Genomic DNA, 17,912 nt, shown 5'->3' with positions numbered 1-17,912 from the left:
AGGGTTGAAGCATGAACAAGTCCACCTTAACCACCACAGCCCTGACCATCCTGCGCGTCATTGCAGGATTCCTCTTCGCCGCGCACGGTTGGCAGAAGTTCAACGAATTCACCATTGCCGGTACGCAAGCCTCGTTCGCCCAGATGGGAGTCCCGGGCGCGTCCGTCGTCGCCCCGATCGTCGCCACACTCGAACTCGTGGGCGGAATCGCCCTCATCCTGGGCCTGCTGACGCGTGTATTCGGCGCCCTCCTTGCCGTCGACATGCTCGGCGCCCTGTTCCTGGTACATGCTCCGGCAGGCATATTCGCGGCCAACGGCGGATACGAGCTCGTTCTCCTCTTCGCAGGCGCCGCACTGGCCCTGGCTTTGGCCGGCGCCGGCCGGATCTCCGCGGACAACGCGCTCTTCGCACGCGAGGGATCCAAACTCCGCGTCCTCGCCTAAACCCCCCAACGCTCTCTCACCAAACACCCCCAAAACACCCAACGCTCTCTCACCAAACACCCCCCCCAACGCCCAACGCTCTCTCGCTTTCTTGAAGGGAGTGACAGAGCATCGGGAAATTGGGGTCCATAGGTGAGAGAGCGTGGGGATTTAAGGGGCGGTACGTGAGAGAGCGTTGGGTTAGCCTTCGACGCCGGTCAGTTCGTTCGGCACGTGCTCAAGCTGCACCGACTTCCCCACCTCACCCGTTTTCAGGTCCACCGCATGAATGGTGCGGGTTGCAGGCTCGGTGACGAACGCCGTCGAACCCTGCACGAAGAGCGTGGGCCGCGGGTCCTGCCATGTCTCCGACTCCTCCCAAGCGGACACCACAGGTATGGCCTTCTCCACCACGCCCGTCAGCGGATCAATGATGCGGAGGCTGCCGTCTGTCCCCAAGACCAGGGCTTCACCCGAGGGACCACGACCCAAAGACCGGAACGAATAGCTGGTTCCAAGGTCCACCAACTGCAGCTTGGCCGTCTCCGTGTTGACGAGCGAAATCCGCGTGGGACGCTCCAGCTTGGCGGCCTTGTCCACCTTGTAGTCACCCAGGATCACGGGCGATTTCTCCGAGCCCGCCTGGTTCCCCATGCGTCCATAGGCATCCGGGCTGGCAACCTTGGCGATGGCCCCATCCTTGTAGATCAGCATTCCATTGGTGCAACCCACCACCACCGCCTCACCGGCAGCCACGGCCTCACCATGCACGCCCGGGCAGTCTTCGTTGCGGACCACTTCCTGCCGGTCCTGCCCCTTCCCCGCAGAAAGCACGGCGATTCCCGTGCGGCTTTCCTCGTTGCCCAGGGTCACGAGCAGCTTGCCGTCCTCAAGTTCCACGGCCACCCCATGATGGGCTTCCGGCGTGGTGTAAACGTCGGTGGCGGGGAGCGCATTGGCCTTGGCGAGATCGGTGGAGGCGAAGCTTTCCACCTTGCCGGAACCGTCGCTGAACAGGACGGTTTTGCCTGCATGCCGGACCACGTGCCCGGCCTTGTTGGCCTCAAAGGCAAGCTCAGTCAACCGGGGATCGGCCGTATACGAGTGGCTATGGTCCCCATGCGGTTCGGTCCACGCGCCGACGTCGAAGACGCGGAAGGCATCGCCCGTGGACACGAGCACGTGGCGACCATCCCCCGCCGGATTGACCCGGTTGAAGCCATCAAGCCGAGTCCCGGCCCCAACGGGCTCAAGCGTCTTCGCGTCAAGGGCTGCCAGGCCGCCGTCGTACGTGTACACGAGGCGGGGCGTTGGCTCGCCGGCTTCCTTGGTGGAAGCCGTATTCGGCGACGGGTTGGACGCGACCTGGTTTCCGGGCGCGGCGCACGCGCTCAGCAAAAGGGCGGAAAGCCCGACGGCGGCAAGCGCCCGGGTGGGCCGGCGGGGGCTCCGCGAGGACAGGGAAAATGAGGGTGCTTTTTGTGACATGGCTTAAATGATATTGATTCTCATTTAGAGGGCAAATTGAGCTGTCACAGTCGACGGCTGCCACTCACCGGTGGAAGACGCCCGACACAAGAGATGAGCCAGCGAATCGGCGGATTGGCGCGTCTGGCCCACGCGACAACAGGGCAGCGACTTACGCACGTAACAGAAACATGGCGCCAGTAAACTGCCAGCATGAGCGAGTCCCCCGCGAATTCAGTGACCCTCCGCTTCCTCGCAGCCCCCATGGACGTGGGCCACAGCGGCTCCGTCGATGCCGGCACGGTACTGGAATGGGTGGACAAAGCCGCTTACGCCGCGGCTGTGGGCTGGGCAAAGTCCTACTGCGTCACGGCATACGTGGGCAATATCCATTTCGCGGATCCCGTGAACAGCGGAGACATGGTTGAGGTCACCTCCACCATCGTCTACACGGGCCGTTCATCGATGCACATCCATACAGTGGTGAGTTCCCGCGACCCCAAGGGTGGGCCGGAGACCATGCACAGCCAATGCATGGTGATCTTCGTAGCTGTCGGATCGGACGGGAAGCCCATCCCTGTTCCCCAATTCGAGCCCGCCACTCCGGAAGAGGTGGAGGCCCGTGAACATGCACTCGCGCGCATTGAAGTGCGCGAGCAGATCGTCAACGCCATGAACGCTCAGGAATATACCGACGCCGGCACCGCCGAGCGCGTCACGCTGCGTTTCATGGCGTCCCCCACGGACGTCAACTGGGGCGGCAAGGTCCACGGCGGCATCGTGATGAAGTGGATCGATGAAGCGGCCTACGTCTGCGCCTCCCGCTATTGCGGCAAGGACACAGTGGCAGTGTTCTCCGGCGGTGTCCGCTTCTACCGGCCTCTACTGATCGGCCACGTGGTGGAGGTGGAAGCCCGCCTCGTCTATACGGGTGCCAAAGGTATGCACATCGCCGTACATGTCCGGTCCGGCGACCCGAAAACGCGTGAAATGAACCTGACCACCTACTGCCTCACCGTAATGGTTGCCCGTGACGAGACCGGGACGGCGGTTCCCATCCCTGCCTGGGTGCCGGTGTCCGATGAGGACAAGCAGCTTCACGCGCACGCCCGGGAGCTCCTTGAGATTCGCGGACGCGCACCTGGAAACAGGCTGCCAGACCACCTGTTGAAGGCCGCCGGCCACTGATCCTGCCGGCTTTGCCGGAAATCTTCCCAGTTCTCCAACACGATCCGCGCATGCGCTCCACATTGACTATGCAGGAAAGCAGCACCATGCAGTCGGAGAGCGGGCATTGCATAACCACACAATCGAACGTGTCCTGGGATACGTGGCCAAGGGCTTGGGTGTCAGGATCGTGGGCGCCCCCGGGAGCGGCAAGTCCACTCTCGTAAGGTCCCTGGTTGCCCGGCTTGAGGAAGACGGTGTTGAAGTCTTCGCCATGTTCGGCACGCCCGCGCTGGCCGCCGTGCCCTTCGCCGGCGTCTTGTCCCTGGGACTCGACTTCAATTCCCGGACCATCGGAATCCTCGGTGTCTCGGACTACCTTTCGGCCCAGTTTGCCCGGACCGGGGCCCGTGTGATGGTGATCGACGACGTCGGCAACCTTGACCGGGAATCACTGGCCGTCGTGAACATTCTGCGGTCCCGCGCCAACGTGCCGCTGGTCATCACCGTGAATGACAATCCTCTCCATCCCACAGCACCTGCCGGCCTGTTGGCCTGTCTTCCCGAAGCAGCAGTGGCTCTCCCCGCGCTCGGATTTGGACAGATCAACAAGCTCATCGCGAAGATTCTCGGGGCTCCGGCCGAGGTGGATGTCGCGGCCCATGTCCTCACCAAGTCGGGCGGCAATTTGCGCCTGGCCGTTCGTCTCGTAGAAAGCTCCGTCCTCAGTGGAGGCCTGTTGCTCAAGAACGGCCGCTGGTCCATGCCCGGTGCCGGTTTGATGAATGAACACCTGTACGGCGCGCTCGAAGCCCTGCTTCAGGGCCTGCGGACCCACCAGCTCCGCGCACTCCACAAGATGTCGTTGCTCGGACCCACACCCGTCAGCCAACTCGTAGCAACGGTGGGCGAAGATGCCTTGGACGATCTGGAGGTTGGCGGACTGATTTCGGTGGTCAGCGGCCCGGACGGCACTCCTGTGGCCACAGTCTTCCCGCCCCTGCTGGACGACTACCTCGCAGCACGCGCCGTTGGGTCCAGGAGGGTTCTTCAAAGCACCCTGACGGGAAGAGTTGGCAGCCACGCCCTTGCCGAGGCACCCACTAACCGCCTGCCCGCCGCAGTGGCCGCCATCCGCGCGGAAATGGACGGTAACCATGCGGCCACGAACCGCTATTTCCAGCAGCGCTCCGAGGCCATGGAGAGAGACCACTTCTCGGCATGGGAGCACCAACGGAACCTGTCCAACGCGGTGCCGCTTCTGGCCTGCTACTGGGGAGCGCGGGCGGATCCCGAACGGATCCAGGAAGTCTTCAGCCGGACTGACACGGAGTCCGGCACGGCGGGGGAGCTGTTTTTCTTCACCATGACCCAGGCCTGGTTGATGTACACCGCGAGGGGCGACCTCAAAGGAGGCGTAGCACTTCTCCGCACCACGGCGTCCAGGGAGCCCCGCCTGCGCCCGGAAGCCGAAGCATTCATCAGCTTCCTTGAGGCATCGTGCGCCGCAGACGGCAAGGTGACCATCCCCGATCCGGAACCAGGACTGCCAGGGGGCGCCTTTGCCATCATCAAAGGAATCCTGGAGCTATACAGCCTCAAACCTGAGGCAGCCCTGACCAGCATCGCTGCGGGCGACATGCCGTACGAACTCCAACGCTTCGAAACCTTCATCCGCGGGTTGGCCCTGTTCGCGAGCGGACGCGTCGAGGAGTCCCTGATCCTGGCGCTTGCCTCGCGACAGAAGGCGATGCAGGAGATCGACCAATTCACCCTGGTGAGCCAGAGCTACCTCGCTGCCCTGTCCCTGCAGAACTACGGCTTGTTCGACGAAGCCGAGTATCTGATGGGGCGGTCCTTTTCCTTCGGCACACCCAGCCCCCTCCTGAATTCCTTGCACGGCGCCATGCTGCGTTTGTCCTCCTTACGCGCTGGGGATGGCGGCGGCACCGAGGGCACCCCGGCAAAAGCCCCCGACGTCGGCCCCCTCCCCGGAGTGGGTACGGGCCTGCTGGACCTGGCCGCCAGCCGTCCCGTCAGCGCAAAGTCCTTCGACCAGCTGGCCAGTCGTGTCGTGTCGAAGGCCTTGGCCCGCGGGTTCGTCTTCGAAGCCGTGCACACCGGCATTTTCGCCTTGGGGCTGCTGGCCGGCCCCCGGGTCCGGGACCTGCTCAAGGGCATCCTGCGAGAACGGGGACTGGCCGTCCATGACCAACTCCTTGCCGCCGCAGATGCTGCCATTGAAGGCGAGGTGGCGCGGCTCCGGCACGTGCTGGACACCTACGTGCCGGATGCAGACACGTACCACATCTGCATGCTTCTGCGCGGGGCCAGTCAACGGTGGCAGCTGAGCGGAGAACCGGATATGGCACGCGAGCTCGCCCGGGCCGCCAAGGATTTCAGCGCCCGGTTCCGGCCAACCGGTACCCTCTTCGACTTCAGCTCCGAAGCACCCGGTTCTTCCCTCACAGTGCGGGAGATCGAGGTGGCGATGGTCGCGGGCCAGCAAAGCAACCAGGACATCGCCGAGCACTTGGGGATCAGCATCCGCACGGTGGAAAGCCACATCTCCAATGCTTTACGCAAAACGGACTCCACAACACGGAAGCAACTCGCAGACCTGGTTCAGGGGATGCCGGAGGAGTCCCGTGTGGGTGCTGTGGGAGGTTTCCCGGATCAAGAGACAAACCGGCTCAACGCCGTACTGGAAGGTTAAGGACAGCCATGACAAACCCTGTTGAATCCCACTGGGCGAATTTCCGTTCCCAGAAACTGAGCAAGGCCACCCAGGGCTCGCGCCTTCGGGTCATCAGCAATAACCGTCAGTTCACGTCGCTGGTGCATTGGGCCACGGTCTCGCTGCAGTCCAGGATGCCGGGAAGCGTGGTGGTAGCAGACGGCGCCATGCCGGACCTGGAAGGAAGCGTCAGCGATTTAGTGCAGGCCGGCAAACGGGTGCTCGTTTACGGCGGCGTCCTGCACAGTTCACGCGTCTTGGGCCTCATGAATCTGGGCGTGCGCGGCTACGTGCCCGAGACGGCAACGCTCCAGGTGCTGCTCAGTGCGGTCAAAAGCATTTCCGACGACGGCACGCACCTGCCGTTCGACCCCGACTCCGGACGTGAATGCATCGCTTTGACGGCGGCTGAGGAAATTGCCGCGGACGCCTACCTTCTGGACGCCCAGGAGCTCCCGCGCATGGAGGTGGCAAGACGGCTGGGCATCGCCGATGCCACGCTGCGGAACCACCTCGCATCGGTTCGACGCAAGTTGGGGATAGGCCCGCGGACCAGCCGGGCAGCGGTGAGCAGGCGGTACCGCGCCACCCTGCGGTGAGCCGCCGGTACCGCGCCACCCTGCGGTGAGCACGCGGCTTGAAGCAATTGCCCGGCACCGGCACCGGTTTTCTCCGTGGCCAAGGCATCCCGGCTCAGTGTTTACTGCCAACCTCCTCAGTGGTGCCATGCCCCAGCCCGCTACCACCGTCCAACGGCGTGCCACTGGTTGTCCGTGATGCTGTAGCCAATGTCTTGGAGGGCCTTGGCTAGCTCTCCCCTGGTGACGCAACGCAGACCGGCCTCCGTCAGCTTCTTCCGTCCACGTGCCAGATGTCCGCGCACCGTGGTGGTCCTGAGACCCAGGGCTTGGGCCAAGGCCGATGCGGTGAGCGCACGTCGGCGGGCATAGAGCTCCAGTACTTGGATTTCCCTGTCCGTCAGTTCCTTGCCGACGCTTGGCTGGGGAACCAGGGGTCGGGTTGATCCAAGGACCACGGCTTCAATCAAGCGGGGAATCTCCGCCGCCGTACTGTCCGGGTCAAGGATGGCGACGGCTCCTTCAGCGGACAGCGCTGCCCGCTGGGAGGGGGTCACCTGGCCAAGTACCACGCAGCGGCGTCCGGCAGCAGTCAGGGACCGCACTTTGAGCGGCAGCGGAACGAGGTCATCCGCATACGCGTCCAGGACCACCCACAGGGCGGCTTCGAGGGGATCCTGCAGGAGCAGCGAGGACCAGGATGTGTGGATTCCGCCCAACGTGACGGTGGTGGCACGCCTCTTCCACTCCCAGGCAACTGCGCCGGCCAGGATGGGATTTCTGTGGACAAAGTCGACGTCGGGACGCTCGGCCGGCTCTGCGTCGGGTCCCGGTGAAGGTGAGTCAGAGGACGGGTTTTCGGCGATGGGGGAAGGTGGGCGTTGAACTGGCACCCGGACAAACTAGCCTTCGCCTCAACGCTCCTCAGTGGCGGTTAGCGCACTCTCTCAGTGGTGGGCCAACAGTTCGGCCAGGCTAGCCCACCAGGTTTTCTGCAGCACCGTCCATGTGCGAGATGATCGTTTCGCGTGCCTTCGCAGCGTTGCCCGTCTCGATCGCCGCAACGATGTCGTAGTGCCTGCCAACACTCATGTTCCCCGTGGCTCGTTCCACCCCGGCGAACATGATGGACATGCGGATGGAGCCTTCCAAAGACTCCCACTGGTGCAGCAGGGTCTCGTTGCCGGAGAGGCGGCACAGCGTGCGGTGGAATTCAAGGTCGGCCTCGATCTGCTCCTCCAGGGAGGATTCACTCGCCTTGCCCATGGCCTCCACGGCCTCTCGCAGTTCCCTGAGGGCCGCTTCCTTGTCAGGCATGTCACTGAGCGTGCGGGCGGCCAGCGATTCGAGGACCCCCCGGACGGAAAAGATGTCCCGGATCTCCTTCACGTCCAAGTGGCGGACGGAAAGGCGTCCGCGTGCTCCGGCGGAAACCAGGCCTTCCTGTTCAAGCTGGCGGAGGGCTTCGCGAAGTGTTCCCCGGCTGATCTGGAGCATGTCGGACAGCTCGGTCTCCACAAGATGCCGCCCGGGTTCCAGCTCGCCGCTGGTAATGGCACCCCTTAGAGCGATGAGTGCCTGCTCGCGAAGGCTCTTCTTCTCCAGTCCCAGGAGGGATGCGCCAAGGGCCATGATCTTTCCTCAATATCTTCGGGCAACAGCCGACAGTCCGGTGTTAACTGTCGATACTACGGGCAGGGGCGCGGTCCCGGCAGTATCGCCGGTTCCGCGCCCCGTGCTTGTGACTTTCGTGGTCAGGCGAGTTCTGCCAGGACCTTGGCGACGATGCGGTCCACGGAGAGACCGTAACGTTCATGGAGTGTGGGCAGCGCACCGGCGTCGAGGAACTGGTCCGGGAGCGCGATGGGTACCACGCGCTTGCCGAGGCCGGCGCTTACGACGGCGGAGGCAACAGTTTCGAACAGACCGCCAACTACGGTGTGGTTCTCCAGGGTGACGGCGAGCCGGTCGGTGTTGAGTTCGGCCAGCACGGTGGCGGAGTCGAAGGGCTTGATGGTCGGGGTGTGCACCACGGCCACGTCCACGTTGTGCTTGGCCAAGGCGTCTGCCGCCTGCAGGGCGCGCATGGTCATCAGCCCGGAGGAGACAAACACCACGTCGTTGCCGCCGCGCAGGACTTTGGCTTTGCCGAGTTCGAACGTGTAGTCGTACTCGTCCAGTACCGTAGGCACGTTCCCACGCAGCAAGCGCAGGTACGTGGGTCCATCGGATGCGGCCAGCTGGGGAACGGCCTGCTCAATGTCCACGGAGTCACAGGGGTCCACGATGGTCAGGTTAGGCATGCCGCGGAAGATCGCCATGTCCTCGGTGGCCTGGTGGCTGGGGCCGTAGCCGGTGGTGAGACCGGGCAGTCCGCCCACGATGTTGACGTTCAGGTTCGGCTCGGCGATGTCCAGGCACAGGAAGTCGTAGGCACGTCGAGCGGCGAACACGGAGTAGGTGGAGGCGAACGGGACCAAGCCGGTCTCGGCCATGCCGGCAGCAGCACCGAAGAGCAGTTGCTCGGCCATGCCCATCTGGAAGAACCGTTCCGGGAAGGCCTTGGCAAAGATATGCATGTCCGTGTACTTACCCAGGTCCGCGGTCAAGCCAACGATCTTGGGATTGGCCTCGGCCGCGGCCACCAAGGCGTGTCCGAACGGTGCGGAGGTGGTCTTCTGGCCGGGATCCGCGAACGAGGCGATCATCGCGGAGGTCTTCAGCTTTGGCTTCCCAGCCGAAGCCAAACCGCCCGCGGCCGGGCCTGCCGCCGTCGTGGTTGTTGTCACTGAGCTCATGCCGTGGCCGTCCCTTCGTATCCAGCGGTCAGCTGCTCACGGCAGATCTGCCATTCGTGTTCTTCGATGCGCATGAAGTGCGCTTTCTCGCGGGCCTCCAGCAACGGCACCCCGCGTCCCACTTTCGTGTCGCACAGGATCACCGACGGCTGGCCGGAAGCGCCCGAAGCAGCCCGGCGCCCGGCGATGTTGTCGAACGCAGCCAGCAACGCACCGACGTCGTTCCCGTCCACACGCTGGGTGTACCAGCCGAACGATTCCCACTTCTCCGTCACAGGTTCGGTGCGCAGCACCGTGTTCGTGGCGCCGTCGGCCTGGAGGGCGTTGATGTCCACCATCGCCGTCAGGTTTCCGAGCTGGTGGTGGTGCGCGCCCATGGCTGCCTCCCACGTGGAACCTTCGTCGAGTTCACCGTCGGAGAGGAAGTTGATGACCCGCGAAGCGGAACCCTGCGCCCGCAACCCGAGAGCCATTCCGACCGCAATAGTCAGGCCGTGGCCCAGCGAACCGCCGGAAATTTCCATGCCCGGGGTGTAGGTGGACATGCCGGACATCGGAAGGCGGGAATCATCCGAGCCGTAGGTCTCAAGCTCGGCCACTGGCACAATGCCGGCCTCGGCCAACGCCGCGTAGTGGCCGATCGCGTAGTGGCCCGTAGAGAGCAGGAACCGGTCCCGGCCTTCCCAATGCGGGTCCTCGGCCCGGAAGCTGAGCTGGTCTGCGTAGACGGAGGCGAGCATGTCCGCTGCGCCCAAGGCCTGGCCGACGTATCCCTGGCCCTGCACCTCGCCCATGTTCAAGGCGTGGTGGCGGATTCGGTAGGCGGCGGCGCTGATGCGGTCCACGCGTTCCGCAGCGGGGGCGGCCGTTTCGACTGAAGTGAGAGTCACTGGTTTCCTTCCGGAGACGGGCGCGGTCCGATGGGGAGAGCGCGCCCGACGTCGTGTGGGTGCTTAGGCAGATACCGAATGGGGCGTGTTGTTGGCAGCTTCTTCGGCGAGCTGACGCTCGCGCTTGCCCCAGGTTTCCTTGGTGACGACAGCAGCCCAGAGGCCGATCGCACCGTAGATGCTGAACAGGGCGGCCGGGCCCACCCATCCGAAGCTGACGAACAGCAGGGTGGTGATGAACGGCGTGAAGCCGGAAACCATGGCGGAGATCTGGTAGGCCAGCGAGGCTCCCGAGGACCGGGTCTTGGCCTGGAACAGCTCCGGGAACCAAGCACCCTGGGCGCCGGCGAGGGAGTTCTGGCACACAGCGTAGGCGATCACGATGGTGGCGATGATGAAGATGAACAGGCCGGTGTTGACCAGGAGGAACATCGGGATGCCGAAGACCACTGCGAAGGCGGTGGACCAGATGTAGACCGGACGGCGGCCTACCTTGTCCGTCAGCTTGCCCCAGGCGTAGGTGGCGAAGATACCAATGGCGGCGGCGATGCAGAGGGCAACCAGGGTCTGGGTCTTGTCAGCGAGCTTGGTGCTGTGCAGGTAGGAAATCATGTACGTCACGGAGACTGCGTAGCCGGCGGTTTCGGCGATGCGGAGGCCGATGCCGCGGACGATGTTGCGCCAGTCGGTCTTGATGACTTCGACGATCGGGGACTTGACGATGTCACCCTTGGTCTTGACGTCCTCGAACACCGGGGATTCAGGCACCTTGGAGCGGATGATCAGGCCAACGGCCACCAGGACAATGCTGGCCAGGAACGGAACGCGCCACGCCCACTCGCTGCCCAGGCCGACGCTGCTCAGGAAGACGAGGTTGGCAAGCAGCAGTCCCACGGGGAAGCCGGCCTGCACAATGCCAGTGAATTGCCCCTTCTTGCGCCACGGTGCGTGTTCGTAGCTCATGAGGATCGCGCCGCCCCACTCCGCACCGAAAGCCAGACCCTGGATAACGCGGACGATCACCAGGAGTGCCGGTGCCAGGAGGCCCACCTGCTGGTAGGTGGGAAGCAGGCCGATGGCGAACGTCGCCAGGCCCATGAGGATCAGGGAGGCAACCAGGACGGGCTTGCGGCCGAGCTTGTCGCCAAGGTGGCCGCCGATGATGCCGCCGAGCGGGCGGGCAGCGAAGCCGACGCCGAGGGTCGCGAACGAGGCCAACGTACCAGTCACCGGGTCGGCACCCGGGAAGAACGCCGTACCGAAGTACAGGGCGGCAGCGGTGCCGAAACCGATGAAGTCGTAGGTTTCAATGACTGCGCCAACGCCGGATCCTACGGCGACGCGCTTAGCTTCTTTGGTTCCATGAACCGGACCACGCATGGTCAGAGCTTCATTGCTCATTGCTTATTTCCCTTTCGAAGAGTGGGGCGCTTCTCCGCAACCTCACTGTCGACAGTCAACATAATACGTCAACTGTGACCGACACCACCAGCATTGTCAACAGTCAACTCCAAAGGTTGACTGTTGACAGTTAACGACTGTAACGTGGTTTGCATCACTACAGGCCCTCTCCGGCGAGGACCGCACGACTTGAGGATCAACGACGATGTTCCATCACCGACTTGGCTGTTCTTCGATCAGCTTCCGCCACCAGGACTTGGCAACAGCCTTGGAGACCATGGGCGGCCTGGGGTTTGAGGAAATTGACCTCGGGGCACTCCCCGGCGTCTGCGACCATGTTCCCTACGTCCTGGACGCCGAGGCTGTCGAGGCGGTTGCCGCCGTCGTCAATAACTCGGGAATGCGCGTCCGCTCGGTCAACGGCGACGTCGGGGACCTGAACGCAACGCTCGACGCCGACGCCTCGCGAAAGCGCGAACGTCACCTCGAGATGCTGCTCAGCCTCGCGGCAAAGACCGGCGCGAAAGCGTTGGTTCTCCCCTGCGGTGCGATCGACCACGAGCCCGTCAAGAGCCTCGAGGAAGACATCGAAACCGTCGCTGCGCAGTTGATCCATGCGGCCGACCGGGCTGCGGAATTTGGAGTGGAGTTGTGGACGGAGTCCCTCCACTACTACCGGCTTTGCTGGAACACCGAACGTGCGCAGCTGCTCGCAGACCGCCTGGCCGGTTCCGACGTCGGAATCGTCATGGACTTCAGCCACATCGTTGCCTCCGGCGGCGATCCCGTTGACTTCGTTGACCGGTTCGGCGGGCGCATCAAACACGTCCACCTGCGGGACGCCGTTCCCGCAACCGAAACCGGGCCCGGGAACATCAACCTCAGCATCGGCAACGGCCAGGCGGACTTCGCCGGCGGCCTCTCCAAGCTCCGGGATGCCGGCTACACCGGCCACTTCTCGCTGGAGCTTGAAACCCGCGACGTCACGCACGACGAGCGCCCGGCTGCCACCGCCAAGGCCGGCAGCTTCATCTCAGACCTCATCTAGTACCCCTTCAAACCACCCAAGGAGCATCATGTCCACCATCCAGCGCACCGCCGTCCTCACCGGAGCAACCTCCGAGCGCGGCATCGGCCTCACCACCGCCCGCCGCTACGCAGCCCAGGGCTGGGGCATCGCCATCCTGGACCTCGACGGCGAGAAGTCCGCCAAGGTTGCCGCCGAGATCGCCAACGAGTTCAACGTCCCCGCCTTCGGCTACGAGATCAACGTGGCCGACGAAGCTTCTGTCACCAAGGCACAGGCCGCCGTTGCCGCTGAAGTTGCCGCCGGAAACCTGCCGGTTGTGGGCGCCCTGGCGAACATCGCCGGCATCACCTCCCCCGTCCCGTTCCTGGAAACCACGCTTGAGCTGTGGCACAAGGTCATGGACGTCAACGCCACCGGCACGTACCTGGTCACCAAGGCCTTCCTGCCGGACATGATCGCCAACGGCTGGGGCCGCATCGTCAACATGTCCTCCGTCTCGGCCCAGCGTGGCGGCGGCGTCTTCGGCAAGGTTCCCTACTCCGCAGCCAAGGCCGCGATCCTCGGCTTCACCAAGGCCCTGGCCCGTGAAATCGGCGAAACCGGCGTGACCGTCAACGCCATCACCCCCGGCGCCGTGGACACCAACATCCGGGTCGGCAGCACCCAGGAGCAGGAAGACGCCATCAACGCAGGCATCCCGCTGGGCCGCAACGCCACCACCGAAGAAGTTGCCGCAGTCATCACCTTCCTCTCCTCCGAAGACTCCGCTTACCTCACTGGCACCACCATCGACATCAACGGCGGCAGCCACATCCACTAGTCCGCACTCCCCTCGCCCGGACTCCAGAACCAGGACCCACCATGACCAGAATCTTCAACGATCCCGCCGACTTCGCCGACGAAGCCCTCGCTGGTTTCTGCGACGCCCACTCGGACCTTGTCCGCCAGGTTGAGGGCGGCGCGGTCCGCCGCAACAGGCCCTCCACGCCGAAGGTCGCCGTCATCACCGGCGGCGGTTCCGGCCACTACCCCGCATTCGCCGGAATCATCGGCCCGGGCTTCGCTGACGGTGCCGTGGTGGGAAACATCTTCACCTCCCCCTCTACCCAGCAGGCGTACTCCGTGGCCAAGGCAGCCGACTCCGGCGCAGGCGTCGTCTTCACTTACGGCAACTACGCCGGAGATGTCCTGAACTTCGGCATGGCCAGCGAAAGGTTGAATGCCGAGGGAATCCGTGCGGAGAACGTGCTGGTCACGGACGACATTGCCAGCGCTCCCTTGTCCGAGATCGAGAAGCGCCGCGGCATTGCCGGTGACTTCGTGGTCTTCAAGGTCATGGGTGCCGCTGCCGAAGCCGGGCAGGACCTGGAATCAGTGGTCCGGCTGGGACGGAAAGCTAACGATCACACCCGCACCATCGGGACCGCCTTCAGTGGCTGCACCTTCCCGGGTGCTGACCGGCCGCTCTTCAGTCTTCCCGAGGGACACATGGGCCTGGGCCTGGGCATCCACGGCGAACCGGGACTGTTCGACACCGAGCTGCCCACCGCCGTCGAACTCGGCAACGAACTGGTGCGCCGCGTACTGGCCGAAGCCCCCGCTGGCGCGCCGGGCCGCGTCGCCGTGATCCTCAATGGACTCGGCTCCACCAAGAACGAGGAACTCTTTGTCCTGTGGCGCACGGTAGCTCCGCTGCTCCGCGAAGCCGGGTACACGCTGGTGATGCCCGAAGTTGGCGAACTGGTGACGTCTTTGGACATGGCCGGGGTTTCGCTGACGCTGACCTGGCTGGACGAAGAGCTTGAAGAGTACTGGACGGCTCCGGCCCTGACCCCGGCGTACCGTCGCGGCTCCGTCGGGTTTGACGTCACTGCTGCCGAAGACGCTGTGGACGAAGCTGCTGCTGTGGACACAGCCGACTACTCCTCCACAGAGGAATCACGCGCCTACGCAGGCCAGTGCCTCGCGGCGCTGGAGACCACCGCGGGCTTGCTCCGCGACTCCGAGTCGATGCTGGGCGACATGGACGCCATCGCGGGCGACGGCGACCACGGACGTGGCATGGTCCGCGGATCTGCTGCCGCCCTTGAGGCCGCAGCCACGGCCTTTGCTGCAGGCGCCGGTGCTGGTTCCGTGCTGATCGCCGGCGGCGACGCGTGGGCCGACAAGGCCGGCGGAACATCGGGTGTCCTCTGGGGTGCCGGGCTGCGCGCCTTTGGCGAGCGACTGGGCAATGAGCAAAGCCCGACGCCGGACGACCTCGCCCAAGCGGTTCAGGCCTTCGCTGACCGGATCACGGGACTCGGAAAGGCGGAGATCGGGGACAAGACCATGGTGGACTCATTGCTGCCCTTCACTTCCTCCCTGACATCCGCCGTGGCCTCGGGATCACCTGTTTCCCAAGCCTGGGCAACAGCTGCGGCCGCCTCAGCCGACGCGGCCGCCGCAACCGCCGACCTTCGGCCGCTCAAGGGCCGCGCCCGTCCCCTCGCCGAGAAGAGCATCGGCACGCCGGACCCCGGGGCGACATCGCTCGCCATGGTGTTTGCCGCCGTCGGACCCCACTTCACCGCAGTTCACGCAACTGCCGCCATCAACTAGGAGTATGACCATGCGCATCATCGTGGGCGCCGACGAAGCTGGCGTTGACTACAAGGACCGGATCCTCGCGGACCTCCAGGCCGATTCACGGATCACCGAAGTGATCGACATCGGAGTCCACCGTGACGATGAAGACTTCACCAAGCCCTACCCCTACGTGGGCATCGCTGCAGGTGAAATGATCCGCGACGGCAAGGCCGACCGCGCCATCCTCTTCTGCGGCACCGGAATCGGCGTTGCCATCGCCGCCAATAAGGTCCCGGGCATCCGCGCCACCGCGGCGCACGACTCGTTCTCTGTGGAACGCTCCATCCTGTCCAACGACTGCCAGGTGCTCACCATGGGCCAGCGCGTTGTAGGCGTCGAACTGGCACGCCGCCTGGCCAAGGAATGGATCGGGTACGCGTTCGACCCCACGTCCGGGTCCGCCGCCAAGGTGAAAGTGCTGAGCGACTTCGAGGGCTGCTAGTTCCCCGTTCCGAAGGCCAGGCCCCGCGCGATGCGTGGGGCCTGGCCTTCTCTTTTCCCGGGTTCTTGAGGGCCATTCCCTGCGGGCGTATCCTTCACGGAAACAGCCGGATCGGACATGGCCTGGAGGACGCTCATGAACCTCGTGAGTCAGATTCTTGCCGGAGTTACCGCCCTGACGCTGATTGGCGTCGGAGTACTTGAGGTCTTCTTTCACGGCGATCAACGCTTCCACCGGATCTTCCTGATCAAACCGGAGGATGTCCGGGCCGTTCGGATGTGGGCCATGAACGTGGGTGCCTACAACATCGTGTTCGGAGTCGGTTTGGCTGTCGGCTTGTGGATGGTGAACTCGGGCAGCACAGCCGGTGGAACGTCAATCGTCCTGTTCTGCTGCGCAAGCCACGTGTTCCTTGGCTTTTGGCTGTGGGTCACGGAGAAGAGTTTGCTCACAAGCGCCATCGGACAGGCGCTGATTCCCGGGCTCGCAATCGTGTTCTATGTGCTGCTCCGCTGAGCACAGGCCCTGTAGCCGGCCCGAAGCGGCACTGAATCGCACTTCTTCGACGACGGCTGTCTATACAAGACTCACACCACTTTTAGCAATGGGCTGAACAAAACTGCTCACAATCAGCGATGATCCATCAACTTGTCTACACAACCCGGCCATCCGGCATTCCTTTGGGATTCACCTGCTCTCCCTAGCTTCAGAGAGTCAACTGACCGAACCCAATGAAAGGCTCCCCATGGCCTCCCCCAGCCGCCGCTCCGCAATCACCGCATCGCTCGCCGGCCTCGCGACCCTCGGCGCCACCGCCGCCGTCGCATCTCCGGCCCAAGCCACCGGACAGGGACACGGCAGCAACCGCCCATCCGGCAAAGCCCGCATTTTTACCGTCATCAGTGATATCCAAGGCGACCTGGGCGACTTCGAACTCGCCCTCAAGGACATCGAGGCCACCAACCCACGCAGCCAAAGCGCCGGCTTGGTAGTCAACGGTGACATCACGCCGCGAGGCTACGACTTCGAGTACGACGCCGTACGCAAGGTGCTGGACTCCAATGCACACGCCCCCAATGTCCATTGGTCAATCGGCAACCACGAGTTCTATGTTCCCAAGTACTCCAACCCCAACACACTGGCCCAAGCAACGTGGCCCAACGGCACCACGGAAGCCTCGCTCTTCCAGAGCTTCTACCGGTTCACCGGCCGCGACAAGGTCTACACGGAGATCGACCTCGGGGGTGTGCCCGGGCTGATCCTGGGCACCGAAAAGTATATGCACTATCACGACGCAAAGCTGTGGGATGAGGTGTGGCTCAGCGAGGAGCAGATTGCCTGGATCGAAGAGCGCCTCGACTTCTGGGCCCGCCGTGGACAACCCGTCATGGTGTTCACCCACCACCCCTTCCCCGATACTGTCTCCGGCACCCGAAACAACCTGTACAAGAAGGACTACCTGCAGGCAGATCGGCTCCTGGGAATCCTGGGCAAGTACAAGAACGTGTTCGTCTTCACGGCCCACACCCACTGGGCGCTGCAGCTGGCTGACTGGGAGGTTCGCCGCACGGTCCCCGGCACCGGCAACCTCCAGGGCTTCCAAGTCATCAACACCGGCGCCATCCAGACGCTGTGGGAGGACAACGGTACGGGTGGGGAGCGGGCCCTCGACGGCCGCGAGGCCAGTGGCCTTCAGGTTGAGGTGTACAACGACTGCGTTGTGGTGAGGGCCCGCGACTACCGGCGCAGCGAATGGATCAAGGAAGTGCAGATTCCGCTGTTCCCGTGACACGGCGGCAGGGCATGGAGCCCGTGTGGCTACACTGGCTTCCATGTCCTGCCGAATCAGTGAACTGGTCCTGAACTGCCACGATCCGGAACTCCTTGCCAGGTTCTGGAGCGACGTCCTTGGATACGTCGAACTCGACCGTGAGGACGGCGCCATCGAAATCGGCCCACCGGAGGCGGGCTTCGGTGGACTTCAGCCCACCATCATCCTGAGCCCGAGCAATAACCCGCGCACGGGGAGGCTGCCCCTCCACATCGACGTCAACCCTGTGGACCGGGACCAGGCAGCCGAGCTGGAACGCTTGCTGGCCCTCGGAGCCCGGCCCGCCGACGTCGGGCAGACCGGCGACGAACACTGGCACGTGCTGCAGGACCCCGAGGGGAACGAGTTCTGCCTGCTGCGGAGGCAGCTGGGGTAGGATAGAGCTTGCAACGGGCATTAGCCCTGAGAAGTGGGTCTGGCAGTCTTCCGGATGGTATGACGAGCCGGACCCGCGTTGTTTAAGGCGTGCAGTCGACAACGCGCTGTACCAAAGGGGCCGACTTCCTGATGACCCAAGC

Annotated in this window: 17 protein-coding genes; 11 read left to right on the top strand and 6 right to left on the bottom strand. The window is 64.1% G+C overall.

Annotation, left to right across the window (positions count from 1 at the left end; all coding sequences use genetic code 11):
- Positions 1-11: 11 nt before the first annotated feature.
- Positions 12-446, top strand: coding sequence for a DoxX family protein (locus tag ACIPY3_RS14270; protein WP_400335026.1), 435 nt, complete (start codon positions 12-14; stop codon positions 444-446).
- A gap of 180 nt (positions 447-626) precedes the next feature.
- Here ACIPY3_RS14270 and aztD read toward each other — a convergent pair whose 3' ends face one another.
- Positions 627-1,913 (bottom strand): zinc metallochaperone AztD, encoded by a 1,287-nt coding sequence (aztD, locus tag ACIPY3_RS14265; protein ID WP_400335024.1) that lies wholly within the window; start codon positions 1,911-1,913, stop codon positions 627-629.
- 192 nt (positions 1,914-2,105) lie between these two features.
- On the opposite strand from aztD, the gene ACIPY3_RS14260 reads away from it, so the two are divergent.
- The 3 genes from ACIPY3_RS14260 to ACIPY3_RS14250 all read left to right on the top strand — a co-directional run bounded on the left by ACIPY3_RS14260 (position 2,106) and on the right by ACIPY3_RS14250 (position 6,395).
- Entirely contained in the window at positions 2,106-3,080 is a 975-nt protein-coding gene (locus ACIPY3_RS14260; RefSeq protein WP_397324120.1) for an acyl-CoA thioesterase, read from the top strand.
- Positions 3,081-3,186: 106 nt separating this feature from the next.
- Complete coding sequence (locus tag ACIPY3_RS14255) at positions 3,187-5,775, top strand: LuxR C-terminal-related transcriptional regulator (RefSeq protein ID WP_400335022.1); 2,589 nt, start codon at positions 3,187-3,189, stop codon at positions 5,773-5,775.
- Between the two features lie 8 nt (positions 5,776-5,783).
- A complete protein-coding gene (locus tag ACIPY3_RS14250) occupies positions 5,784-6,395 on the top strand; it encodes a hypothetical protein (RefSeq protein WP_397324122.1) in 612 nt (203 codons plus the stop codon).
- 140 nt (positions 6,396-6,535) lie between these two features.
- On the opposite strand, the gene ACIPY3_RS14245 is transcribed toward ACIPY3_RS14250, so the two are convergent.
- The 5 genes from ACIPY3_RS14245 to ACIPY3_RS14225 all read right to left on the bottom strand — a co-directional run bounded on the left by ACIPY3_RS14245 (position 6,536) and on the right by ACIPY3_RS14225 (position 11,463).
- Positions 6,536-7,267 carry a hypothetical protein gene (locus ACIPY3_RS14245; RefSeq protein WP_400335020.1) on the bottom strand — a complete coding sequence of 244 codons (732 nt, stop codon included), beginning with the start codon at positions 7,265-7,267 and terminating at the stop codon, positions 6,536-6,538.
- Positions 7,268-7,349: 82 nt separating this feature from the next.
- On the bottom strand, positions 7,350-8,006 hold the full coding sequence (locus ACIPY3_RS14240) for a GntR family transcriptional regulator (protein ID WP_400335019.1): 657 nt from the start codon (positions 8,004-8,006) through the stop codon (positions 7,350-7,352).
- Between the two features lie 122 nt (positions 8,007-8,128).
- Positions 8,129-9,163, bottom strand: a complete 1,035-nt coding sequence (locus ACIPY3_RS14235; RefSeq protein WP_400335076.1) for a transketolase family protein — start codon at positions 9,161-9,163, stop codon at positions 8,129-8,131.
- Positions 9,164-9,168: 5 nt separating this feature from the next.
- On the bottom strand, positions 9,169-10,062 hold the full coding sequence (locus ACIPY3_RS14230; protein ID WP_400335017.1) for a transketolase: 894 nt from the start codon (positions 10,060-10,062) through the stop codon (positions 9,169-9,171).
- Positions 10,063-10,125: 63 nt separating this feature from the next.
- Positions 10,126-11,463: an MFS transporter gene (locus ACIPY3_RS14225; RefSeq protein ID WP_397324127.1), complete on the bottom strand. Its 1,338-nt coding sequence runs from the start codon at positions 11,461-11,463 to the stop codon at positions 10,126-10,128.
- Between the two features lie 205 nt (positions 11,464-11,668).
- On the opposite strand from ACIPY3_RS14225, the gene ACIPY3_RS14220 reads away from it, so the two are divergent.
- From ACIPY3_RS14220 to ACIPY3_RS14190, 7 genes are all read left to right on the top strand, one after another.
- Positions 11,669-12,511 carry a sugar phosphate isomerase/epimerase family protein gene (locus ACIPY3_RS14220; protein WP_400335016.1) on the top strand — a complete coding sequence of 281 codons (843 nt, stop codon included), beginning with the start codon at positions 11,669-11,671 and terminating at the stop codon, positions 12,509-12,511.
- Positions 12,512-12,539: 28 nt separating this feature from the next.
- A complete protein-coding gene (locus ACIPY3_RS14215) occupies positions 12,540-13,313 on the top strand; it encodes an SDR family NAD(P)-dependent oxidoreductase (protein ID WP_397324129.1) in 774 nt (257 codons plus the stop codon).
- A gap of 41 nt (positions 13,314-13,354) precedes the next feature.
- Positions 13,355-15,094: a dihydroxyacetone kinase family protein gene (locus ACIPY3_RS14210; protein WP_400335014.1), complete on the top strand. Its 1,740-nt coding sequence runs from the start codon at positions 13,355-13,357 to the stop codon at positions 15,092-15,094.
- A 10-nt stretch (positions 15,095-15,104) separates the two neighbouring features.
- Entirely contained in the window at positions 15,105-15,563 is a 459-nt protein-coding gene (locus tag ACIPY3_RS14205) for a ribose-5-phosphate isomerase (RefSeq protein WP_400335013.1), read from the top strand.
- Positions 15,564-15,698: 135 nt separating this feature from the next.
- Positions 15,699-16,079 carry a DUF1304 family protein gene (locus ACIPY3_RS14200; protein ID WP_400335011.1) on the top strand — a complete coding sequence of 127 codons (381 nt, stop codon included), beginning with the start codon at positions 15,699-15,701 and terminating at the stop codon, positions 16,077-16,079.
- Between the two features lie 229 nt (positions 16,080-16,308).
- Positions 16,309-17,352: a metallophosphoesterase family protein gene (locus ACIPY3_RS14195; protein WP_400335009.1), complete on the top strand. Its 1,044-nt coding sequence runs from the start codon at positions 16,309-16,311 to the stop codon at positions 17,350-17,352.
- 43 nt (positions 17,353-17,395) lie between these two features.
- Positions 17,396-17,770: a VOC family protein gene (locus tag ACIPY3_RS14190; RefSeq protein ID WP_397324134.1), complete on the top strand. Its 375-nt coding sequence runs from the start codon at positions 17,396-17,398 to the stop codon at positions 17,768-17,770.
- Positions 17,771-17,912 lie beyond the last annotated feature (142 nt).

The sequence above is a fragment of the Paenarthrobacter sp. NPDC089714 genome (assembly GCF_044748905.1).
GTDB lineage: Bacteria > Actinomycetota > Actinomycetes > Actinomycetales > Micrococcaceae > Arthrobacter.
Note: the sequence above shows the minus strand (reverse complement) of the source record. Positions and strands in the feature narration are given on the sequence as shown.

What these genes read in the sequence shown, in the direction of transcription:
- ACIPY3_RS14220 (WP_400335016.1), top strand. Translation starts at nt 11,669, where the DNA reads ATGTTCCATCACCGACTTGGCTGTTCTTCGATCAGCTTCCGCCACCAG.
- ACIPY3_RS14215 (WP_397324129.1), top strand. Translation starts at nt 12,540, where the DNA reads ATGTCCACCATCCAGCGCACCGCCGTCCTCACCGGAGCAACCTCCGAG.
- ACIPY3_RS14270 (WP_400335026.1), top strand. Translation starts at nt 12, where the DNA reads ATGAACAAGTCCACCTTAACCACCACAGCCCTGACCATCCTGCGCGTC.
- ACIPY3_RS14225 (WP_397324127.1), bottom strand. Translation starts at nt 11,463, where the DNA reads ATGAGCAATGAAGCTCTGACCATGCGTGGTCCGGTTCATGGAACCAAA.
- aztD (WP_400335024.1), bottom strand. Translation starts at nt 1,913, where the DNA reads ATGTCACAAAAAGCACCCTCATTTTCCCTGTCCTCGCGGAGCCCCCGC.
- ACIPY3_RS14205 (WP_400335013.1), top strand. Translation starts at nt 15,105, where the DNA reads ATGCGCATCATCGTGGGCGCCGACGAAGCTGGCGTTGACTACAAGGAC.
- ACIPY3_RS14240 (WP_400335019.1), bottom strand. Translation starts at nt 8,006, where the DNA reads ATGGCCCTTGGCGCATCCCTCCTGGGACTGGAGAAGAAGAGCCTTCGC.
- ACIPY3_RS14260 (WP_397324120.1), top strand. Translation starts at nt 2,106, where the DNA reads ATGAGCGAGTCCCCCGCGAATTCAGTGACCCTCCGCTTCCTCGCAGCC.
- ACIPY3_RS14210 (WP_400335014.1), top strand. Translation starts at nt 13,355, where the DNA reads ATGACCAGAATCTTCAACGATCCCGCCGACTTCGCCGACGAAGCCCTC.
- ACIPY3_RS14200 (WP_400335011.1), top strand. Translation starts at nt 15,699, where the DNA reads ATGAACCTCGTGAGTCAGATTCTTGCCGGAGTTACCGCCCTGACGCTG.
- ACIPY3_RS14195 (WP_400335009.1), top strand. Translation starts at nt 16,309, where the DNA reads ATGGCCTCCCCCAGCCGCCGCTCCGCAATCACCGCATCGCTCGCCGGC.
- ACIPY3_RS14250 (WP_397324122.1), top strand. Translation starts at nt 5,784, where the DNA reads ATGACAAACCCTGTTGAATCCCACTGGGCGAATTTCCGTTCCCAGAAA.
- ACIPY3_RS14190 (WP_397324134.1), top strand. Translation starts at nt 17,396, where the DNA reads ATGTCCTGCCGAATCAGTGAACTGGTCCTGAACTGCCACGATCCGGAA.